The following is a 19,968-nucleotide window of genomic DNA, read 5'->3' on the forward strand; positions in this document are numbered from 1 at the left end:
ACCTGCACCCAGGTGCCGGCTATTCGTTTACGTCTTGACCGCCGAATTCCGGATTTCCGCGCATGAACGCCATCCTCCTCATCGAAGACGATTTGCCACTGGGTACGGCGCTGGCCCGCGCGCTGCGCCAGGCCGGCTACAACGCGACCTGGGTGCGCCGGCTGGTCGACGCGCAGAAATGGATGACCACCAACACGTTCGAGGCCATCGTGCTCGACCTGGGCCTGCCCGACGGCGAGGGGCATGTCTTCCTGGAGGAACTGCGTGCCGCGCATTGCGATGTGCCGGTCATCATCGCCAGCGGGCGCGATGCGCTGGACGAGCGCCTCAAGGGCCTGGACGCCGGCGCCGACGACTTTCTCGTCAAGCCGTTTCCCGTGGATGAGCTCATCGCCCGCCTGCGCGCGGTGCTGCGCCGCCATGCGGGGCAGAGCACGAACCAGTGGAGCGTCGGCAACCTCGTGGTGGAGCCCTCCCAGAAGCGCGTGACGCAGGACGGCCAGGTCATCGAACTGACGCCGCGCGAGTACCAGCTTCTGCTCGAACTGGTGCGCCGGGCCCATCGCTGGGTGCCGCGCGAAACGCTGATGGACGCGCTCTACCGCGAGGGCGACAGCGTGAGCGCCAACGCGCTCGAAGTCGTCATCCACCACCTGCGCCGCAAGCTCGGCAATGAAACCATCCAGACCATCCGCGGTGTCGGCTACATGATCGGGGGCGACCGGTGAAGTTTGCGGTCCCGGCCATCCTGCGGGTCCGCTCGCTGTCGTTCCGGCTGTATGTCCTGATCCTGCTAGCACTGGTGCTGATGCTGCTGGTGCAGCTTATCATCGCCCACCTCGAAATCTCGCGCACCAACAGCCGCCAGGTGGTGAGCGATCTGCGCATGTCGGCGCAGGCGTATGCCGACCTCACTGCGCTCAACATGGACGATGTGCCGCGCCGCGAAGAATTCCTGCGACGGCTCACCGATATCAAGCTGGGCCTGTCGCTGCCCAACATCCTGCCCGGCGAGTTCCGCTACGTGCTGTGCGATCGCAGCGGCAATGTCATCACCGCATTCCCGGGCGCACCGACCATGCCGTGCGGCAGGGCGCACGATGCGGTTGTCGAGATCAACCTCGAAGGCAAGCCGTGGCGCAGCTATACGGTCGACAGCGTAGACGGCCGGATCTCCGCCACCGTGGCGCAGCCGCTTTCGGCCTACGAGCGCGCCATTCGCGACCTGTTCCAGGAGGTGGCGATTGCGCTGGCCATCCTTGCCGTTGCGCTGATGGTGATGGTGGGCTGGGCCGCCCACCAGGGCCTCAAGCCGCTGCGCACGCTGACGCGGCAGGTGGAAGCGCGCGACTCGGCCGACCTCGAACCCGTGCAGAGCGTCGAGCATGCGGAGCTGAAACCGCTGGTCGACGCACTCAACGCGCTGTTCGCGCACGTGCGCCGCGGCATTGAAGCCGACCGCCGCTTCTTCGCCGATGCCGCGCACGAATTGCGCACGCCGCTGGCCGCCATTCAGGCGCAGGCGTACGTGGTGTCGCACTCCGACAGCGAAGAGGATCGCTCCACCGCATTGCGCGAGTTCGACCGCGGCATCTCGCGCGCAACGCAGTCGCTGTCCAAGCTGCTGGCCATCGCCCGGCTCGATGCGCGCCGTGTCGAGGCGCAACTGGCGCAGGGCGCGTTGTCCGATCTGGCCGGTTGCGCGCGCAGCGGCGTGATCCAGCAGGCTTCGCGGGCGGAGCGGCGCAACATCACGCTGTCGTACGAGGGGGCCAACCAGGCGTGGGTCTCGGTGTCGCACGAAGATGCCGCCACGCTCGTCGAGAACGTGCTCGACAACGCCGTGCGTGAAACGCCCAACGGCGGCGAAGTGCGCGTCGCCGTGACACGTCTCGGCGCGGGCAAGGGCGGCAACGCCGTACCGATGATCGAACTGCGCATCGAAGATTCCGGCCCCGGCATTCCCCCCGACGAGCGTGAGCGCGTGTTCGAGCGCTTCTATCGTCCGCGCGGTAGCCAGTCGCAGGGCAGCGGCCTTGGGCTGGCCATCGTGCGCCGCATCGTCGAGCTCGGGAACGGTTCGGTTGCCATTGAAGACGGCATTGGCGGCAAGGGCTGCGCGGTGGTCATCCGCCTGCCGGCGCTGGACGCCGTGCCCGAACCGATCGAGCCCGACGATGTTCCCCCTGGCATGGCCGATACGCCGCGCCACTGATTGGCGAGCCTCCCGGTGGATGGTTCTGGCGCTTGTGCTGCTGGGCCATCTGGTTCTGCTGGCCGAGTGGCGTGCGCGCCCGATGCCAGCCGTGCGGGAAGAACGGCCCCTGCTGCTCGGGCGCCTGCTTCACGATCAGGCGCCGCGCGCAACGGCTCCCGTATCCGGTCCCGCGCCGCGCCCGCAAAGTCCGCCGGCCCCATCGACTGCCGCATCACGGCGCGCATCGCTTCCACAACCCGAAGCGGCCGGCCCAGCCGCGACTGAAGAGCGCATGACTGCAGCCACCATTCAGGCGCGCCAGCTCGATCTCGGCATGGCTGCGGCGCCCGCCCGGCCCGCACGGTCTTCGGCGGAAAACAATGTCGCACGCAGCGCCGCCCAAGGGGCTGGTCACGCGTTCGGGCCGCATGCGGCATCCGCGCCGTACGCGAGCGGGCCCGTGCAGGAATCGCGCGGTGCCGCTGGCCGCTGGCAAGCCCGTGTGGACGTCGGCGGCAGCGCCTACTGCCTGCAGGCGCAGGACCCAAGCCTGCGGCGCGATCCGTTCGAGAGGGCGCTGGCCGTGCCGTCCACGTGCCGCTGATCAGTAGCCGACAGTGAACCGCTGACGCGCGTGCGCGGGCTTCTCGGCTTCGTCGAGGAACGCGATCGCGAAGTCCTCCATCGACACCCAACTCTTGCCGTTCGCGTCGACGAGCAGCGTGTCCTTGCCGATGCGGAAGTGCCCGGTGCGCTCGCCCGGCTCAAACAGGGCCGACGGCGACACGAACGTCCAGTTCAGCTCGGTTTCGTTGCGCAGCGCGTTGAGGAAGTCCCGCCCGGCCGAGGCTTCGGCAAAGTACGCCTTCGGGAACTCAGGCGTATCGATGAGCGCCTTGCCGGGTGCCACCTCGAGGCTGCCCGCGCCGCCCACCACCAGCAGGCGCGGTACGCCGGCCTTCTTGACGCCACCAACGATCTGGTCCGCGCTTGCCTGCAGAAAGCGCACGGTGCTGAACGCCACGTCGTTGCCGGCCAGTGCCGCAGCAAGCCCGGCCGCGTCTGCCACGTCGACGTCCTTGGCGGTCAGGCCTGGGCGGGCCGGCAGCTTCGATGCCGTGCGCGCAATGGCGGTGACCTGGTGGCCGCGGCGCAGGGCCTCGTCGATCAGGCGGGTGCCTACGCGCCCGGTGGCGCCGATGATTGCAATCTTCATAGTCAACTCCTTATGGAATGGCTCAAGCGGTTGAGAGGTGATATGTAATCAAATTGGTTGCATATCAGGACAAAAAAAACACGCCGGCGGTCAGGCCCGGCGGCGGCGTTGCGCGTGGCTTACCTCGTCGAGGATGCCGGCGATGGTCTGCGCGGCAAGTTCGGCTTCCAGCGCGGCCTGCGCGCGTTCGGTCATGCGTTCCAGCACGCCGGTGATCTCGCGGCCCACGGCGCACGCAGGATTGGGCGCGTTGGGCGGCAGCGCAATGAGCACCGGAGACTCCACCACGTGAAAGACGTCCAGCAGCGTGATGCGGTCGGCCGGCCGCGCCAGCGTGGCGCCGCCCGCTGCGCCCATCTGCGAGACAACCAGACCGGCATCGGCCAGTTGCGCCACCAGCCGCCGGATCAGCGCCGGGTTGGTCCCCACGCTGCCCGCGATCAGCGACGACGGCACCGGCCCGTCCGCGCTGGCGAGCAGGGTCAGGATATGCACGGCGACGGCGAAGCGGCTGCTGGTGGACATGGATTCAACGCAAAGTGTAATCAGTGTAGATACACATAAAACTCGCGTCAAGCTGCCCAGCGCAGCGCTATGCGCCGTTGAAGAAATTCAGGCCGACCGTGCCTGCGATCACCAGCGCAATGCAGGCCAGCCGCGCGGGCTGCATGCTTTCGCCAAAGAAGACGATGCCAAGCACGGTCACACCCACCGAGCCGATGCCCGTCCAGACGGCATAGGCCGTGCCGGCGGGCAGGCCGCGCATGGCATGCGTGAGCAGGAAGACGCTACCCAGCGCCGTCACGATGCCGAGCACGCTCGGGATGGGGCGCGTCCACCCGTGCGCGAACTTGAGCGAAATGGCCATGGCGATCTCCACGGCGCCCGCGGCCAACAGCCAGAGCCAAGCGGTTTGCATCACATTGAACCTCCGTCGATGCCGGCGCCAGCCGCGGCCCGGCGCGTTGCAGTGGCGCCAGATTAGGCGTACGGTCGCTTGCCAACAAGTACGCACCCGGAGGTAACCATGACGCAGAACGTGGGCATTGCCGAAGCCGCACCGGCAGCCGTCGAGCCCTGTCCATCGGTACAGGCGCTCGAATTGATCGCGGGCAAGTGGGCGCTGCGCATCCTCCCCGCACTCGAAAACGGTCCCGTACGCAACAACGCGCTGCTGCGCCGCGTGGGCGGGGGCATCTCGCAGAAGATGCTGACGCAGACGCTGCGCGCGCTGGAAGCCAACGGCCTCGTGCTGCGCACCGTCTACGACGCGGTTGCGCCGCACGTGGAATACCGCCTCAGCCCCCTGGGCGAATCGCTGAACCGCACCCTGGTGGGGCTGGACGACTGGGTGAAGGCGCATTGGGCCGAGATGGAACGGATCCGCAAAATGCAGGTCGATTCCGAATGACATCTGCACATGGCGGCCGGTCGCCGCCATGTGCAGATGCAGCAATTTTCCTGCTAGTATCGGGCCCCATGTCTGTGACCGCACTCCGATCCGCCTTGCCGACGCTGTGCCGCGCCAATGCGCGTGGCACGCTCTCGCGCACGCGCGGCGTGCGGTGGCTGCTCACTGTCTGGTGCCTGCTGTTCACCGTCTCGGTCTTCTCGGCCACGCACTTCCCCGACGGCCAAGCCGCTGACGAGGCGCTGGAGGCCATCGAGGCCGTGGTGGACGATGCCCTTGCCGATACACCGGCCGTCGCGCAGCCCAGCAAGGGTTTCGAGCGCGCAATCCAGGCGGCGCTTGGCAAGGTGGTCAAGCAGCCCAGCCAGTGCTTCAGTACCGAACACTGGGTTGCGCAGGCGCATGACGCGCCCGCCCTACCTGACACGAATGCGGCCACGCCCGACCATCCGAGCGATGCGCCGGAACTCTGGCTGCCGCCGCCGCCCATGGCGCTGACGCCCGGCCTGCGTGTCGCGCGCGTCCGTGCCGCACTCCCGCCTTTCCAGCCCGGCCCCGCGCCGGCGCCCATGCTGCGCCCGCCCGCGCACGCCTGATCTCCGGCATTGGCCGGAGCCATCCCTCTTGAGTTCGTAGTGCAGCGCCAGCCGTTCGTCTGACCGGCTGGGCGTTCGCGCTCGCCTGTTCCTCTTTTTCAGGATGATTTCGGATGTTGTCCAATCAGGACGCGGCCCGACCTCGCCCCGCGCAATCGCGCGCGGGCGCGCGGGCATCGCAACATTTGCTTCTTGCCGCCGTGCTGGCCGCCTTGTCGGCCCCGGCGTTTTCCGCTCCCTCGGCTGCGGCCGTACCGGCGCCCGCCAAGGCCGCGATGGCCGATTTCAGCACCCCGCGTGACGAAGCGCTTCCGCAGCCGCGCTACACGCTGGCGCAACTGCTCGAGCTTGCGCACACCCACCACCCGGCGCTCGCGGCCTCGCGGGCGCAGGTGCAGGCCGCACAGGCCGGCATGACGACCGCGCGCGCATGGCCCAATCCCGAGATCGAAGCCATGACGGGCCGCCAGCGCGCGCGCATGCCTGGTGCGGCAGAAGGCCGCACGACCAGCGTGTCGATCACGCAGAAGCTCGATCTGCCGTGGCAGCGCGCCGCCCGCACGCGCGCCGCCGACGCGGCCTACGAGGGCTCCCAGGCCACCGCCCAGTCGTATGCCCGCGACGTGGAGGCCGAGCTCAAGCTGCGCTTCTACGACGTCGTGCGCCGCGAGGCCGAGCAGCGCAACGCGCGTGAGGACGTGGCGCTGGTCGAGCAGATCCGCCGCCGCGTGGCCGTGCGCGTCGAGACAGGCGAGGCACCGCGCTATGAGCTCATCCGCGGCGACGCCGAACTGCTCAACGCGCAGCGCACCGAGCAGGCGGCCGCCCTGCGCGTGCAGCAGGCGCTGGCGGAGCTGCGCCGCGCCGTGGGCGCCGACCTGCCGCAGACCTTCGATGTGGCGGCCGATGCCGAGACACCGCCGGTGGCGCACCTCCCGCCGCTGGCCGACCTGGTCAGCATGGTTCTTGCCACGCATCCCGATCTCGAGGCCGACCGCGCCGCCGTGCGCGAGGCCGAAGCGCAGCTCGCCCACGAGCGCAGCCAGCGCTGGCCGTCGCTCGCGCTGCGCGGGTCCGTTGACCGCGCGCCCGACCTGCAGGACAGCCGCGTGGGCCTCGTGATGTCGATTCCGCTGTTCGACCGTCGCGAGGGGCCTGTCGGCGAAGCGGTCGCCGTGCTCGAGCGCGCGCGTGCGCGGCTGCGCGACCGCGAACTCAAGACGCGTCAGGCCGTGGAATCGGCCTATCGCCAATACGAGATCGCCGAGTCGCAGGTGAGCGCGCTCGAGTCTGGCGTGGTCAAGCAGGCCGAATCTGCCCTGCGCGTGGCCGAAGCCGCGTACCGCCACGGCGAGCGCGGGATTCTCGACTACCTGGATGCGCAGCGCGTGTTCCGCCAGGCCCGCAACGACCTGATCGCCGCCCGCGCCGACCTGCGTACTGCCGCGGTCGAACTCGACCGCCTGCGCCCGGAGGCCCAATGAGCCGCCGCAACGCATTCCGAATCCACATGACACGACCGACCATGCAACCACGTTCTTCCCGTTCCTTCTCGCTGCGCATGGCCGGTATGGCCGTGGCCGCCGTGCTGGCGCTGAGCGCCTGCGGCAAGGACACCGCCAGCGATGCGAAGGCCGCACAGGCCGCCACCGACCCGAACCTCGTCGTTGCGCCGCCCACGCTCGTGCAGCGCCTGAAGGTGGCGCCGGCTGGCAAGCAGCCGATTTCGGAGCGCCTGCGCGTGCCGGGCCAGATCGCGTTCGACGAGCAGCGCGTGGCGCGCATCGGCGCGACCGTCACTGGCCGCGTGACCGAGCTCATTGCCACGCCTGGCCAGAACGTCAAGGCGGGCGACATCCTCGCGCAACTGCACAGCACCGAACTCGGCGCCGCGCAGCTCGCGTACCAGAAGGCTGCCGCACAGCGCGACCTGCAGGCGCGCGCACTGGAGCGCGCCAAGCTGCTGCTGGCCGCCGACGTGATCGGCTCGGCCGAGCTGCAGAAGCGCCAGAGCGAGCTGGCCATGGCCGATGCCGAAGTGCGCGCGGCGGTGGACCAACTGCGCGTGATGGGCGTATCGCCGGCCACGCTCGCCAGGATGCGCGCGGGCGGCATGTCGTCCATCTCGCCGGTGGTGGCGAGCATCAGCGGTACGGTGGTCGAGCGCAAGGTCACGCGCGGACAGGTCGTGCAGCCGGCCGACGAGCTCTTCACCGTGGCGGACCTCTCGCGCGTCTGGGTGGTGGGCGAGGTGCCCGAAAGTGCCGCCGCCGCCGTGCGCGCAGGCCAGGCGGTGGAGATCGACACCGGCGCCGGCGAGCGCATTGTCGGCAAGCTGATCTGGGTGTCCGACATCGTCGACCCGCAGACACGCACGGTGACGGTGCGCACGGAGGTGGACAACGCCGAACGCACGCTCAAGCCGTCGATGCTGGCGACGCTGCTGATCCAGTCGCGCCCCGAAGACAGGCTCGTGGTGCCGACCTCCGCCGTGGTGCGCGAGGACAACCGCGACTACGTCTTCGTGCGCGCCAGCGAAACGGACTACCGCCTGACGCCGGTCAAGCTGGGCGATGAATCGAATGGCGTGCGGCCCGTGATCTCGGGTCTGCAGGCCGGCCAGCCGATCGTCGTGGAAGGCGGCTTCCACCTGAACAACGAGCGCAAGCGCGCCGAGATGGAGGGCGCATGATCGACGCATTGATTCGCGGCGCGCTCAAGCAGCGGCTGGTGGTTGCCGTGGTGGCCGCCGTGCTGCTGTTCTTCGGGCTCGATGCCGCGCGCAAGCTCTCGCTCGACGCTTTTCCCGACGTGACCAACGTGCAGGTGCAGATCGCCACCGAGGCGCCTGGCCGCTCGCCGGAGGAGGTCGAGCGCTTCGTGACCGTTCCGGTGGAAATGGCGATGACCGGCCTGCCTGCGCTGACCGAGATGCGCTCGCTGAACAAGCCCGGCTTGTCGCTCATCACCCTGGTCTTTACCGACGAGACCGACGTGTACTTCGCGCGCCAGCTTGTGATGGAGCGCTTGATCGAGGTGCAGTCGCGCATGCCGGCGGGTGTGACGCCGGTGCTCGGCCCCGTATCCACGGGCCTGGGCGAGGTGTATCAGTACACGCTCGACAAGCCGGACGATGGCGACAAGGAGCTCTCCGTGGAGGAGCTCACGCAGCGTCGCATCGCGCAGGACTGGGTGGTGCGCCCGCTGCTGCGCTCCATCCCGGGCGTGGCTGAAATCAACTCGCAGGGCGGCTACGAGAAGCAGTACCAGGTGCTGGTCAACCCTGAGCGCCTGCGCCATCACAACGTGACGGTCAAGCAGGTGTTCGAGGCGCTGGCCGCCAACAATGCCAACTCGGGCGGCGGCGTGCTGCCGCACTTTGCCGAGCAGTACCTGATCCGCGGCGTCGGCCTCGTGCGCGATACCAACGACATCGGCGCCATCGTGCTTAAGGAGGTCAACGGCACGCCGCTCACCATCCGCGATGTGGCCGAGGTGAAGATCGGCACGGCGGTGCGCGCCGGCGCGGTGGTCAAGAACGGCGTGACCGAATCCGTGGGCGGCGTGGTGATGATGATGCGCGGCGGCAACGCCAAGGAGGTCGTCGCGCGCATCCAGGAGCGCGTGAAGGCGATCAACGACAACGGCATGCTGCCAGACGGCCTGAAGATCGTGCCGTACTACGAGCGCTCGGACCTCGTCGATTCGGCCCTCAATACCGTCATCAAGGTGCTGGCCGAAGGTGTGGTGCTGGTGGTGATCGTGCTGCTGCTGTTCCTGGGCGATATCCGCTCATCGCTCATCGTGGTGGGGACCTTGGTGCTTACGCCGCTGCTGACCTTCATGGCGATGAACAAGCTCGGCATCTCGGCCAATTTGATGTCGCTGGGCGGGCTGGCGATTGCGATCGGCCTGATGGTCGACGGCTCGGTGGTGGTGGTGGAAAACGCGTTCGCCCACCTGGCCAAGCCGCGCGATCCGAACGAGAGCCGTGCACGCATCATCCTGCACGCGGTGACTGAGGTGGCGACGCCTGTGATCTTCGGTGTGGGCATCATCATCCTGGTGTTCCTGCCGCTGATGACGCTGCAAGGCATGGAGGGCAAGATGTTCGCGCCGCTGGCCTTCACGATTGCGATTGCGCTGTTCATCTCGCTGGTGCTGTCGCTCACGCTCACGCCGGTGCTGTCATCGTATCTGCTCAAGCCGAAGGCGCACCCGCACGTAGAGGGCGAACACGGCGACCATGCACACGACAAGCACGCCGAGCATGACGCCCACGATACGTGGCTCATCCGCAAGCTGAAGAAGCCGTACCTGCGCCTGCTCGAGCTGAGCCTGAACAATGGCCGGAAGACGGTGGTCGTGGCCGTGGCGGTGTTCTTTGCCACCGGCGCGCTGATGCCGTTCCTGGGCACGGCGTTCATTCCGGAGATGAAGGAAGGCTCGGTGGTGCCCGGCATCAACCGCGCGCCGAACATCTCGCTGGAAGAGTCGATCCGCATGGAAATGGAAGCCATGCGCCTGGTGATGCAGGTGCCGGGTGTGAAATCGGCGGTGTCTGGCGTGGGCCGTGGCGAGTCTCCGGCCGACCCGCAGGGCCAGAACGAATCGACCCCGATCGTCTCGCTCAAGCCGCGCGATGAATGGCCGAAGGGCTGGAACCAGGACGACATTGCCGAGGCGATGCGCAAGGCGCTGCAGGTGCTGCCCGGCGTGCAGATCGTCATGGCGCAGCCGATTTCCGATCGCGTGGACGAGATGGTCACGGGCGTGCGTTCGGACGTCGCCATCAAGGTGTTCGGTGACGACCTCAACACGCTGCGCGAGAAGGCCGAGGCGATTGCCAAGGTGGCGCAGGGTATCCACGGTGCGCAGGACATGCGCGTGGAACGCATCACCGGTCAGCAGTATCTGCAGATCGCGATCGACCGCCAGGCCATCGCACGCCACGGCCTGAACGCCGCCGACGTGCACAACGTGATCGAGACCGCCATCGGCGGCAAGGAAGCCACGGAAATCTTCGAGGGCGAACGCCGCTTCAGCGCGGTGGTGCGCCTGCCGGACGCATATCGCGGCAGCGTGGAGGCCATCCGCAACCTGATCGTGGCGGCACCGAACGGCGCCCAGGTGCCGATGGAGAGCATCGCGCGCATCGAGGTGACTGACGGCCCCGCGCAGATCAGCCGCGAGCTTGGCAAGCGCCGTGTGGTGGTGGGCGTGAACGTGCGTGATCGTGACCTCGGCGGCTTCGTGGCCGAGCTGCAATCGGCCGTGGCGCAGAAGGTGAAGCTGCCCGAGGGCTATTACCTCGAGTGGGGCGGCCAGTTCCAGAACATGGAGCGCGCCATGGGCCACCTGCAGGTGATCGTGCCGATCACGGTGGCAGCCATCTTCTTCCTGCTGTTCCTGCTCTTCAACTCCGTGCGCTACGCCACGCTGATCATCCTCGTGCTGCCGTTCGCGTCGGTGGGCGGGATCATCGGGTTGTTCGTCACCGGCGAGTATCTGTCGGTGCCGGCGTCCGTGGGCTTTGTCGCGCTGTGGGGCATCGCGGTGCTCAACGGCGTGGTGCTGGTCAGCACGATCCGCAGCCTGCGCGAGCAGGGGATGTCGGTGGCGGAGTCCGTCCGTCTCGGCGCGCGCATGCGCTTCCGCCCCGTGATGATGACGGCGACCGTCGCCATGCTGGGTTTGATCCCGTTCCTGTTCGCGACGGGACCGGGTTCGGAAGTGCAGCGGCCGCTGGCCATCGTGGTGATCGGCGGCCTGCTGACCTGCACGCTGCTCACGCTGGTGATGCTGCCCACGCTGTACAAATGGTTTGATGAGGAGGCCAAGGCATGAAGCAAATCCACATCGTAGTGCGCCCGCAGTTGCTCGAGCGCGTGCATGAGGCACTGCGCGCCTGTCCTGGGTTTCCGGGCATGACGGTGGGCGAGGTGGATGCGTACCCGCCGGTCGCGTCCCAGGCGGGCGCGCATTCCATCAAGGAGGACCTGACCGAGTTCGTACCGCGCGTGCGGATCGAGATCGTGGCGTCCGACACGGTGGCGGGCCTGCTGTTCGACAGCGCCGTGAAGGTGCTCGAGCACGGCCAGACCGGTGACAGCGCGGTGTGGATGACGGACGTGCTGCAGGCAACGTTCCTGCACCGCACGGGCTGACGCCGCGCTGAAACGGAAAAAGGCGGACAACGTCCGCCAGTCCATCGAAGCCCATGTTGCAACGGGCCGCTTCGGGTGAAGCGGCCCGTTTGCCTTGGTGCTTACCGCTTGATGTCGGTCAGGTGCTTCATGACGCCTTCGTAGCGGAACTTGTGGATCGGGCGATCCATCGACTGCATCTGGTTCAGCTGCACCGCCTGCGGACGCAGCGACCCCGTCGGCGTGACGGACTGCGCCGCCAGCGTGGCCACGGCAGGCTGCATGTTCTGGATGCCCACAATCTGGTCGTACAGCGCCTTGTCGATGATCTGCGCGTTGTACAACTGCGTGGCGTCGCCCGCGATGTTGGTCGTCGTTGCCTTGTTGCTGATGGAACCGGCCTGCGCCAGCAGCGCGCTCCACAGCGTCGGGCTGTAGTTGGTCACGTAGTAGTCGAGGCCCGTCGGGTTGGCCAGCACGGCCGAGCACGTCGGCAGCGTCACCTGCGCGGTCTGCTGATCCAGCACCACGGTCTGCGTCTGCGCGAAGCCGTCGCCGTACGCCAGCGTGAGCGGAATGTTCCACTGGTAGCCGGAGTACACGTTCTTGTTCGGGAACGCCTTCTGCGTGATGGTCAGCACGTTCTTGTCGGTGGCCGGGTTGCACTGCGCGTCAATGGTGACGAGCGGTACGCCGGTCTGCCGCACGAAGCTGTCGCCGACCTTGCCCACCGGCTTGCCGCTGGCGGCCTCCAGTTCTGCCCACAGGCGCGGCGGCGTGCCGTTGCCGAACTTGTACTTGTTCAGGTAGCTCTGCAGCCCGCGGCGCATGGCGTCCTTGCCGACGTAGTTCTCGATCATCTGCAGGACATGGCCGCCCTTGTTGTAGGCAAAGCGGTCCAGGAAGTCCATCGAACCTGCGTCGCTGAGGTTGTGCTGGACCGGCACGGCCGTCGGCTGCAGGTCAAGCGTGTAGACGCGTTGCTTGACCGCCGCGTAGTCCGCCCATGTGTTGCCCTGGAACTCCGGGTGCAGCGTGATCTTGGTGACGTTTTCGAACCAGTTGGCGAAGGATTCGTTGAGCCAGATGTCGTCCCACCAGTCGAGCGTGACGAGGTCGCCAAACCATTGGTGCGCCAGCTCGTGCGACACCACCACGAACGAGCGCGCCTTGCCCATCGTGTGGACCGAGGTGGGCGCGCCCTCGGGCGGTACGAGCACCTGGTCGGCAAACTCGAAGATGGCCCCCCAGTTCTCCATGCCGCCAAAGCCGGCGTTCTTGTTGTTGTAGCTGTCGTTGGCCGCGATGGTGTCCATCTTGTCGAACGGCAGCGGGATCTGGAAGTAGTTGTAGTAGTGGTTCAGCGCTTCCTTGGTGAACTGCATGCCGGCCACCGCGGAGTGCGCCTCGCCGGGCGGCACCCACCAGCGCAGGCGCATGTTGCTGCCGTCGAGCGGGCTCGTGAACTGGTCTTCCAGGATGTCGAACTTGCCGCCGCCGAAGAAGAGCAGGTAGGCGGGCATCGGCGGCGTCTTCGCAAAGGTGACCTGCTGGTAGCCGTCCGGGAGCTTGGTTGCGCCGGTCTGCTTGCCGTTGGCCACGGCCTTCCAGTCGCCCGGGATCTCGGCCGTCACCTCAAAGGTGTTGCGGAAGGCGGGCTCGTCCCAGCTCGGGAACCACTCGCGCGCGAAGTTCGATTCGCCCTGCGTGACGATGGCGTCGGAGCTCTCGCCCGTGGCGGCCTGCAGCCCGAGCTTGAAGATGCCTTCCGCCTTCGTGAAGTTGATCGTGCCCGTCCATTCCATGTGCAGCACGTAGTTGCCGGGCTTGATGTCGCCGGTGGGGTCGCGCAGGTCGTAGAACGCGCCCTGCGATTGCGGGATCGGCACCAGCACGCGCGACGGGCCATTGCCGGAGGTGGGCGTGAGCGTCAGCCGCGAGGCGTCGAACTTGAGGTCGCGCACGGCCAGCGTGACGGCGCCCGTCTGTTTCGTGACCTTGATCTCCACGTCGGCGCGGCCCGAGAAGCTGTTCAGGTCTGCACTGGGGCGGAACCACAGCTTGTAGTTGACGGGCTTGATGTAGTCGGGAAGCTCGACCGGTGGCACCGATGCGTCGACCGCCGGTGCCTGGGCGTTGCCATTGCCGTTGTTGGTGTTGCCCTGCTGCTGCGATCCGTTGGCGTCCAGCTTGCCGCCGGCCGGCGTGAGCGCATCGTCTGCGCCGCCGCCGCACGCGGCCAGAATCAGCGCCGCCACGGCTTGCGCGGCAAGTGCCAGCTTGAACGAGCGTGTCGTCGGCGTACGACGACGGGTGGTCGAATCCCGCATTGCATTTCTCCTGAGATGGAAACGAATCGGCGGCCCGGGGTCCGAAAGCAGGTCCGGTGGTGAGTCGCCGAATCGGGACAAGGAATTTCCCGTTTCTTGCGCGGTACACATCACTGGCCGCGCACGGGATGCACGGATTCTGGATGAAACGTTGTGCGAATCGAGACGAAGTTTTTTAATTCACACCCGCACAAAACCCGCGCCAGGATTGCAGTTTTGGCACCACGCAGCGTGAAGACAGCTGCGGTGATGGCGGGGGTCGGGTAGGTTTTTCAAATCGCGTTGAAAGAAAAGTACCGGCATGCTGTTTTGTGAAAGCGATTTAAAAATCGGCATGGTGATTTTTACAACACCGGTTAAAGAGACATTGAATGCGGCGGCCGATGACAAAGAACCAGTGGGGAACTTTCCTGCATGCCGAGCCCTAGCTGCGCCGCAGCAATGGAAAGGGCGCCGCCCACGGGGGTAATCCTTCCGGATGAGGGGGGCGTCATGCGCGGTATGGCGCAAAGCCGGTACGCTTCGGGGTTGTCCTGTTTTCTGTTAAGCAACGCATGCAATCCGCGCCCGGAAGTGTCAGCAGCCCGGCGGCTGTGGGGGTCGACCTGATCGACTTTTTTGACGTCACGCCGACCTCGCTGTGGTTGGAGGACTACAGCGACCTGCACCAGCTCTTTGCCCAGTGGCGCGCCGCGGGCGTGACGGATCTGCGGCGGTTTCTTGAAGAGGATGCTGCGCGGGTGGCGGCCTGCTCCGCATGCATCAAGGTGCTGCGCGTGAACCGGCGCACGCTGGCGATGTACGGCGCACCCGATGCCGCCACCCTGACCGCGCGCCTGGCCGACGTGCTGCGCGACGACATGCTCGAAGCCCACGTCGGCGAGCTGGTGCAGCTGTGGGCCGGCGAGCGCGCGTTCGAGAGCCGCAGCGTCAACTACACGCTGGGCGGCCGCCGGCTCGACATCCTGCTCAAGGGCGTGCTGTTGCCCGATCACGCGCAGCCGTGGGACCGCGTGCTGGTGGCGGTGGACGACATCACGGAGCTGGAAGACGCGCGCCGCCGCGCCGCGGCCAGCCAGATGTATGCGCGCGGCGTGTTCGAGCACGCGCCGGTGTCGCTGTGGGTGGAGAACTTCAGCGCCATCAAGTCGCTGCTGGATGAGGTCCGCATGCAGGGCATCACCGACTTCCGCACCTTTACCGATGTGCATCCTGAATTCGTCGAGCGCTGCATGCAGGAAATCCAGGTGCTCGATGTGAACGGCTTCACGCTCGAGATGTTCAAGGCGCGCAGCCGCAACGATCTGCTGGGCCGGCTGCCCGAGGTGTTTCGCGACGACATGCGCCCGCATTTCCGCGAGCAGCTGATCGACCTGTGGGACGGCAAGCTCTTCCAGCAGCGCGAAGTGGTCAACTACGGGCTCGACGGCAATCCGGTCAATATCCACCTGCAGTTCTCGGTGTTCCCCGGCCGCGAGCAGGACTGGGACATGGTGCTGCTGGCGCTGACCGACATCACCGCGCGCAAGAAGGCCGAGTCGTATCTCGAATACCTGGGCAAGCACGACGTGCTCACCAAGCTGAAGAACCGGTCGTTCTATGTGGAGGAGATCAACCGGCTAGAGCGCAAGGGGCCGTTCCCCGTGACGGTAATCATGATCGACCTCAACGGCTTGAAGACGGTCAACGACCAGCTCGGCCATGCGGCGGGCGACGCGTTGCTGCGCCGCGCGGGTGAGGTGCTCGGCAAGGCCATCGACAAGCCCGCGCATGCAGCCCGCATCGGCGGCGACGAGTTTGCGGTGCTGATGCCCGGGGCCGACGAGAAAGCCGGCGAGACGCTGATGGAAAGCCTGCGCACGCTGGTTGAGCTCAACAACCAGTTCTACTCCGGCCCGGCGCTGGCCTTCTCGATGGGGGCGGCCACCTGCCACGAGGGCGGCCGCCTCGAAGAGGCCTTGCGCGACGCCGACGCGGCGATGTACGAAGACAAGCGCTTGCAACAGGTAAGCGAGCGCCTGGCATAGACGCCGATGCATCGATCTGTGCACGCAATGCACAGAGCCTGTCGCCGGGCAGCGCTGGCTGTGTGGCGCACGCCCTGACAGACTGTGCTCCTGACCGTTTCTTCAGGAGCCGATATGTCCAAGCCAACCCTGCGCAGCATCCTCGGTGCAAGCGCGCCGGCATCGCTTCCCGCCCGGCGCACGGCGCTGCTCGTGATCGATTTCCAGGATGAGTACTTCACCGGCGCGCTGCCCGTTCCCGACGGCGTGCAGGCGCTGGCCCATGCGAACGCGTTGATCGACGTTGCCGACCGGCAGGGCTGGCAGGTCGTGCACGTCCAGCACGTGGCGCCGGCTCAGGCGCCCATCTTCTCGCGGCATGCCGCCATGCATGCGGACGTCCGCCAGCGGCCCGGCCACCGCCTCGTGCAGAAGAGCGCGGTCAGCGTGTTTGCCGGCACCGGCCTGGCCGATGAACTGAAGCGCGACGGCATGACGCATCTGGTCATATGCGGCCTCATGACGCACGCCTGCGTGGCCGGCGCCGCGCGCGATGCCGTGCCGGCCGGGTTCGAGGTGATCGTCGTGGACGATGCCTGCGCCACGCGCGATATCGTGGTCGACGAACGGATCAGCGTGTCGCACGATGAGCTGCATCGTGCTGCGCTGGCGGAGATTGCCGACACATTCGGCACGGTCATGCGCACGCGCGAGGTGATGGCGCTTCAGGCGGCGTAGGGCGCGGGCGCGCGTGATAGCATCCGACGCCTCGGCTACACGGGCGGCCAGGCACACGGTGCCTGCCGAGCCCATTCGACCATGGACCAGTTGCTTGCCATGCGTGTGTTCTGCGCCATCGTGGAGGCGCAAGGGTTTTCCGCTGCGGCGGAGCGCCTGGACAGCACGCATTCCTCAGTGTCCCGCCAGCTCAAGCGGCTCGAAGCCGAACTGGGCGTACAGCTGCTCAATCGCACGACGCGCCGCTTCTCGCTCACCGCGGCCGGACAGCGCTATCACGAAGCCTGCGTCGACATCCTCGCGCGCGTGGACGCTGCCTCGCAGGCCATGGCAAACGAGCATCAGCGCGTTGCCGGCACCCTGCGCGTGAGCGTACCGCTGGCCATCGGCACGCTCGAGCTCGACGATTGGCTGCCGGCCTTCCAGCAGCGTTACCCCGATATCCGCCTCGATCTGTCCTGCAGCGACGAGATGGTCGACCTCGTTGCGGAAGGCGTTGACGTGGCTCTGCGGATCAGCCGGCCCCTGGGCGACAGCAGCCTGATGGCGAAGCCGCTGGCCGAATCCAGCATCGTGCTGGTGGCATCGCCGGCATATCTCGCCAGGCGCGGGCTGCCCACGACGCCGCAAGCCCTCGGCCAGCACGAGCTGATCGCGTTCTCGGGCTCGCGGACGGCCGCCGAATGGTCGATTGAAACCGCGCAGGGCACCACCGTGTCCGTTTCCGTGGGAGGGCGGCTGACGACGGATGCGATTACCGCCGCCTATGCCGCCGCGCTCTCGGGCGTCGGCATTGCCGCCTTCACATGGAATACCGTGCGGCCGGCGATGGCGCGTGGGCACCTCGTGCACGTGCTGCCGGGCTGCACGCTCGGCCGCCGCATCTACTACGCGCTCTATCCGCATACCCGCCATGTAGCGCCCAAGGTCCGGGCCTTCGTCGACTACATGAGCGAGCACTATCGCGCCCGTTAGCAGGCGCCTTGCGGGCGCGGCAGCACGGACGCGGCCTGTGTCAGGCAGGCGTAAAGAACCGCTCGTGCAGCTCTTCCAGCCCCAGCGTGCTGATCACCTCGTTCAGGCGCTCGGTGGCGCGGCGGCGCGGCAGGTTCTTGTACTGCGCGATGATCAGTTCGTTCTTCATCGAGTGCTCCCAGCCGACGAGCTCGGTCACGCTCACCTGATAGCCGTGCGCTTCGAGCTGCAGGCAGCGCAGCACGTTCGTGACCTGGCTGCCGAATTCGCGCGTGTGCAGCGGGTGGCGCCAGATTTCGGTAAGCGCGTTGCCAAGCGACTTGCTCTTGTTCTTGCGCAGCACGCCCGCCACCTCGGCCTGGCAGCAGGGCACGAGCACGATGTATTTGGCCTTCTTTTCGAGTGCGAAGCGGATCGCATCGTCCGTGGCGGTGTTGCAGGCATGCAGCGCGGTGACGATGTCCACCGTGGCGGGCAGCTGGTCCGATGTGATCGACTCCGCCACCGACAGGTTCAGGAACGACATTCCCTTGAACCCGAGCCGCGCGGCCAGCTCGGTCGATTTGGCGACCAGCTCTTCGCGCGTTTCGATGCCGTAGATGTGCGAGGTGCCGTCACCGGGGTGTTCCTTGCAGAACAGGTCGTACAGGATGAAGCCGAGGTACGACTTGCCGGCGCCGTGATCGACCAGCGAGACGTGGCCCTTGGCCTGTTGCACATCGGCCATCAGCGGTTCGATGAACTGGAACAGGTGGTAGACCTGCTTGAGCTTGCGCCGGCTGTCCTGGTTCATCTTGCCGTCGCGCGTGAGGATGTGCAGTTCCTTGAGCAGCTCGATGGACTGGTTGGGGCGGATTTCGTGGGTCTTGTTGGACATCGTGGGACAGCCTGGCGGCATGCGGCGCCATGGGCGCAGGCGCAGTGCCTGAAGGAATACGCGGGTGAAGGCGTGAGTTTACCGAAAAGCAGCTCACCGCACGGGAGCCGGCCCGCACGCGGACGATGGGGCACGTCGATTGCAGGCCATCGCGACAGGATGGGACAATGGCGCCCCCCCGCTTGCCCGCGGTGCTCCGGACCTTTCTTCGCATGCCCGAATCGCAAAACGCTCCGCAAGTCGCCATTATCGGCGCCGGCCCCGCCGGCCTGATGGCGGCAGAAGTCCTGTCTCGCCAAGGCGTGCGCGTCGACGTGTTCGATGCCATGCCGTCGGCTGGGCGCAAGTTCCTGCTGGCGGGCATCGGCGGGATGAACATCACGCACTCCGAACCGCTCGACGCGTTTGTCGGCCGGTATCGCGCACGGCGGGATGTGCTCGCGCCGCTCATCCAGCGCCTGAGCCCGGACGCGTTGCGCGGATGGATCCACGGACTGGGCATCGACACGTTCGTGGGCACCTCGGGCCGCGTGTTCCCGACCGAGATGAAGGCCGCGCCGTTGCTGCGTGCCTGGCTGCATCGGTTGCGCGAGGCCGGCGTGAAGCTGTACATGCGGCATCGCTGGACGGGCTGGGCAGAGCCCTCGCAGCACGCGCACGTGCTGCGTTTCGATACGCCCGACGGCGAGCGGCTCGTACCGGCGGACGCCGTGGTGCTGGCCACGGGCGGCGGAAGCTGGCCGCGCCTCGGTTCAGACGGTGCATGGGTGCCGTTGCTGCAGGCGCGCGGCGTGCACGTGGTGCCGCTGCAGCCGGCCAATTGCGGGTTCGACGCCGATTGGAGCCCGTTCTTTCAGGAGCGCTTTGCGGGCCAGCCGGTCAAGTCCGTGGCGATCGGGCTGCCGTCCGGTGATGACGGCGCGATGCAGTTTCGCCAGGGCGAGTTCGTTGTCACGCAGACGGGCATTGAAGGCAGCCTCGTCTATGCACTGGCGGCACCGATCCGCGAGGTGTTGTCAGCGCATGGCGAAGCGACGATCTGGCTGGACCTCGCGCCCGGGTGGAGCGCGCAGCGCGTCCTGGATGCGGTGAAGCACCCGCGCGGCTCCCGCTCGATGTCGAGCCATCTGCAGAGCAAGCTGAACATCACCGGCGTGAAGCTCGGCCTGCTGCGCGAGTGCCTGTCGAAAGAGGCCTTTGCCGACCTTGCCCAATTGGCAAACGCCATCAAGGCGCTGCCGCTGCGGCTCACCCGCGCCCGGCCCATCGACGAGGCGATCAGCAGCGCCGGAGGCGTGGCCTTCGAGGCGCTGAACGCCAGTCTGATGATCGAGCGCCTGCCCGGCGTGTTCTGCGCAGGCGAGATGCTCGACTGGGAAGCGCCGACGGGCGGCTATCTGCTGACAGCGTGCTTTGCGACGGGTGCTGCAGCCGGCCAGGGCGTGCTCGACTACCTGGCAACGCCGCGCTGAAGGC

18 protein-coding genes are annotated in these 19,968 nt (G+C 67.1%); 13 read left to right on the forward strand and 5 right to left on the reverse strand.

Annotated features, from left to right (window positions below; genetic code table 11):
• The first annotated feature begins 62 nt into the window (after positions 1-62).
• The 3 genes from KHN96_RS04425 to KHN96_RS04435 all read left to right on the forward strand — a co-directional run bounded on the left by KHN96_RS04425 (position 63) and on the right by KHN96_RS04435 (position 2,801).
• Positions 63-728, forward strand: coding sequence for a winged helix-turn-helix domain-containing protein (locus KHN96_RS04425; RefSeq protein WP_115044570.1), 666 nt, complete (start codon positions 63-65; stop codon positions 726-728).
• Positions 725-2,215 (forward strand): ATP-binding protein, encoded by a 1,491-nt coding sequence (locus KHN96_RS04430; protein ID WP_115044568.1) that lies wholly within the window; start codon positions 725-727, stop codon positions 2,213-2,215. Before KHN96_RS04425 ends, KHN96_RS04430 begins: the two co-directional genes overlap by 4 nt.
• A gap of 274 nt (positions 2,216-2,489) precedes the next feature.
• Positions 2,490-2,801 carry a hypothetical protein gene (locus KHN96_RS04435; protein WP_145997144.1) on the forward strand — a complete coding sequence of 104 codons (312 nt, stop codon included), beginning with the start codon at positions 2,490-2,492 and terminating at the stop codon, positions 2,799-2,801.
• Here the strand turns inward: KHN96_RS04435 and KHN96_RS04440 are convergent, their stop codons facing one another.
• From KHN96_RS04440 to KHN96_RS04450, 3 genes are all read right to left on the reverse strand, one after another.
• Positions 2,802-3,413 carry an NAD(P)-dependent oxidoreductase gene (locus tag KHN96_RS04440; protein WP_045218552.1) on the reverse strand — a complete coding sequence of 204 codons (612 nt, stop codon included), beginning with the start codon at positions 3,411-3,413 and terminating at the stop codon, positions 2,802-2,804. It abuts the gene before it with no gap.
• Positions 3,414-3,503: 90 nt separating this feature from the next.
• Positions 3,504-3,938, reverse strand: coding sequence for an Rrf2 family transcriptional regulator (locus tag KHN96_RS04445; RefSeq protein WP_045218551.1), 435 nt, complete (start codon positions 3,936-3,938; stop codon positions 3,504-3,506).
• Positions 3,939-4,005: 67 nt separating this feature from the next.
• Positions 4,006-4,332 carry a DMT family transporter gene (locus tag KHN96_RS04450; RefSeq protein ID WP_045218549.1) on the reverse strand — a complete coding sequence of 109 codons (327 nt, stop codon included), beginning with the start codon at positions 4,330-4,332 and terminating at the stop codon, positions 4,006-4,008.
• A gap of 108 nt (positions 4,333-4,440) precedes the next feature.
• Between KHN96_RS04450 and KHN96_RS04455 the strand changes: the two genes are divergently transcribed.
• The 6 genes from KHN96_RS04455 (at position 4,441) to KHN96_RS04480 (ending at position 11,587) form a co-directional block, all read left to right on the forward strand.
• Positions 4,441-4,824: a winged helix-turn-helix transcriptional regulator gene (locus KHN96_RS04455; protein ID WP_062738136.1), complete on the forward strand. Its 384-nt coding sequence runs from the start codon at positions 4,441-4,443 to the stop codon at positions 4,822-4,824.
• A gap of 68 nt (positions 4,825-4,892) precedes the next feature.
• The gene (locus KHN96_RS04460; RefSeq protein ID WP_045218545.1) at positions 4,893-5,420 is read left to right on the forward strand and encodes a membrane protein; all 528 of its coding nucleotides are present in this window, start codon (positions 4,893-4,895) and stop codon (positions 5,418-5,420) included.
• A gap of 113 nt (positions 5,421-5,533) precedes the next feature.
• Complete coding sequence (locus tag KHN96_RS04465) at positions 5,534-6,904, forward strand: TolC family protein (protein ID WP_062738138.1); 1,371 nt, start codon at positions 5,534-5,536, stop codon at positions 6,902-6,904.
• Between the two features lie 41 nt (positions 6,905-6,945).
• Positions 6,946-8,112, forward strand: a complete 1,167-nt coding sequence (locus KHN96_RS04470; protein WP_199766410.1) for an efflux RND transporter periplasmic adaptor subunit — start codon at positions 6,946-6,948, stop codon at positions 8,110-8,112.
• Positions 8,109-11,267, forward strand: a complete 3,159-nt coding sequence (locus tag KHN96_RS04475) for an efflux RND transporter permease subunit (protein WP_045218540.1) — start codon at positions 8,109-8,111, stop codon at positions 11,265-11,267. The genes KHN96_RS04470 and KHN96_RS04475 overlap by 4 nt, the downstream gene beginning before the upstream one ends.
• Positions 11,264-11,587 carry a P-II family nitrogen regulator gene (locus KHN96_RS04480; RefSeq protein ID WP_045218538.1) on the forward strand — a complete coding sequence of 108 codons (324 nt, stop codon included), beginning with the start codon at positions 11,264-11,266 and terminating at the stop codon, positions 11,585-11,587. The genes KHN96_RS04475 and KHN96_RS04480 overlap by 4 nt, the downstream gene beginning before the upstream one ends.
• A gap of 101 nt (positions 11,588-11,688) precedes the next feature.
• Here the strand turns inward: KHN96_RS04480 and KHN96_RS04485 are convergent, their stop codons facing one another.
• A complete protein-coding gene (locus KHN96_RS04485; RefSeq protein ID WP_062738140.1) occupies positions 11,689-13,896 on the reverse strand; it encodes a M1 family metallopeptidase in 2,208 nt (735 codons plus the stop codon).
• 554 nt (positions 13,897-14,450) lie between these two features.
• Between KHN96_RS04485 and KHN96_RS04490 the strand changes: the two genes are divergently transcribed.
• The 3 genes from KHN96_RS04490 to KHN96_RS04500 all read left to right on the forward strand — a co-directional run bounded on the left by KHN96_RS04490 (position 14,451) and on the right by KHN96_RS04500 (position 17,615).
• Entirely contained in the window at positions 14,451-15,923 is a 1,473-nt protein-coding gene (locus KHN96_RS04490; RefSeq protein ID WP_062738141.1) for a sensor domain-containing diguanylate cyclase, read from the forward strand.
• Positions 15,924-16,037: 114 nt separating this feature from the next.
• Positions 16,038-16,640, forward strand: coding sequence for a cysteine hydrolase family protein (locus KHN96_RS04495; RefSeq protein WP_062738142.1), 603 nt, complete (start codon positions 16,038-16,040; stop codon positions 16,638-16,640).
• An 81-nt stretch (positions 16,641-16,721) separates the two neighbouring features.
• A complete protein-coding gene (locus KHN96_RS04500; RefSeq protein ID WP_062738143.1) occupies positions 16,722-17,615 on the forward strand; it encodes a LysR family transcriptional regulator in 894 nt (297 codons plus the stop codon).
• Between the two features lie 40 nt (positions 17,616-17,655).
• Here KHN96_RS04500 and KHN96_RS04505 read toward each other — a convergent pair whose 3' ends face one another.
• Complete coding sequence (locus KHN96_RS04505) at positions 17,656-18,492, reverse strand: class I SAM-dependent methyltransferase (protein ID WP_045218527.1); 837 nt, start codon at positions 18,490-18,492, stop codon at positions 17,656-17,658.
• 212 nt (positions 18,493-18,704) lie between these two features.
• Here KHN96_RS04505 and KHN96_RS04510 point away from each other — a divergent pair, with 212 nt between their 5' ends.
• Complete coding sequence (locus KHN96_RS04510) at positions 18,705-19,964, forward strand: TIGR03862 family flavoprotein (RefSeq protein WP_062738261.1); 1,260 nt, start codon at positions 18,705-18,707, stop codon at positions 19,962-19,964.
• Positions 19,965-19,968: the final 4 nt, after the last annotated feature.

This window comes from Ralstonia mannitolilytica (genome assembly GCF_905397375.1).
GTDB lineage: Bacteria > Pseudomonadota > Gammaproteobacteria > Burkholderiales > Burkholderiaceae > Ralstonia > Ralstonia mannitolilytica.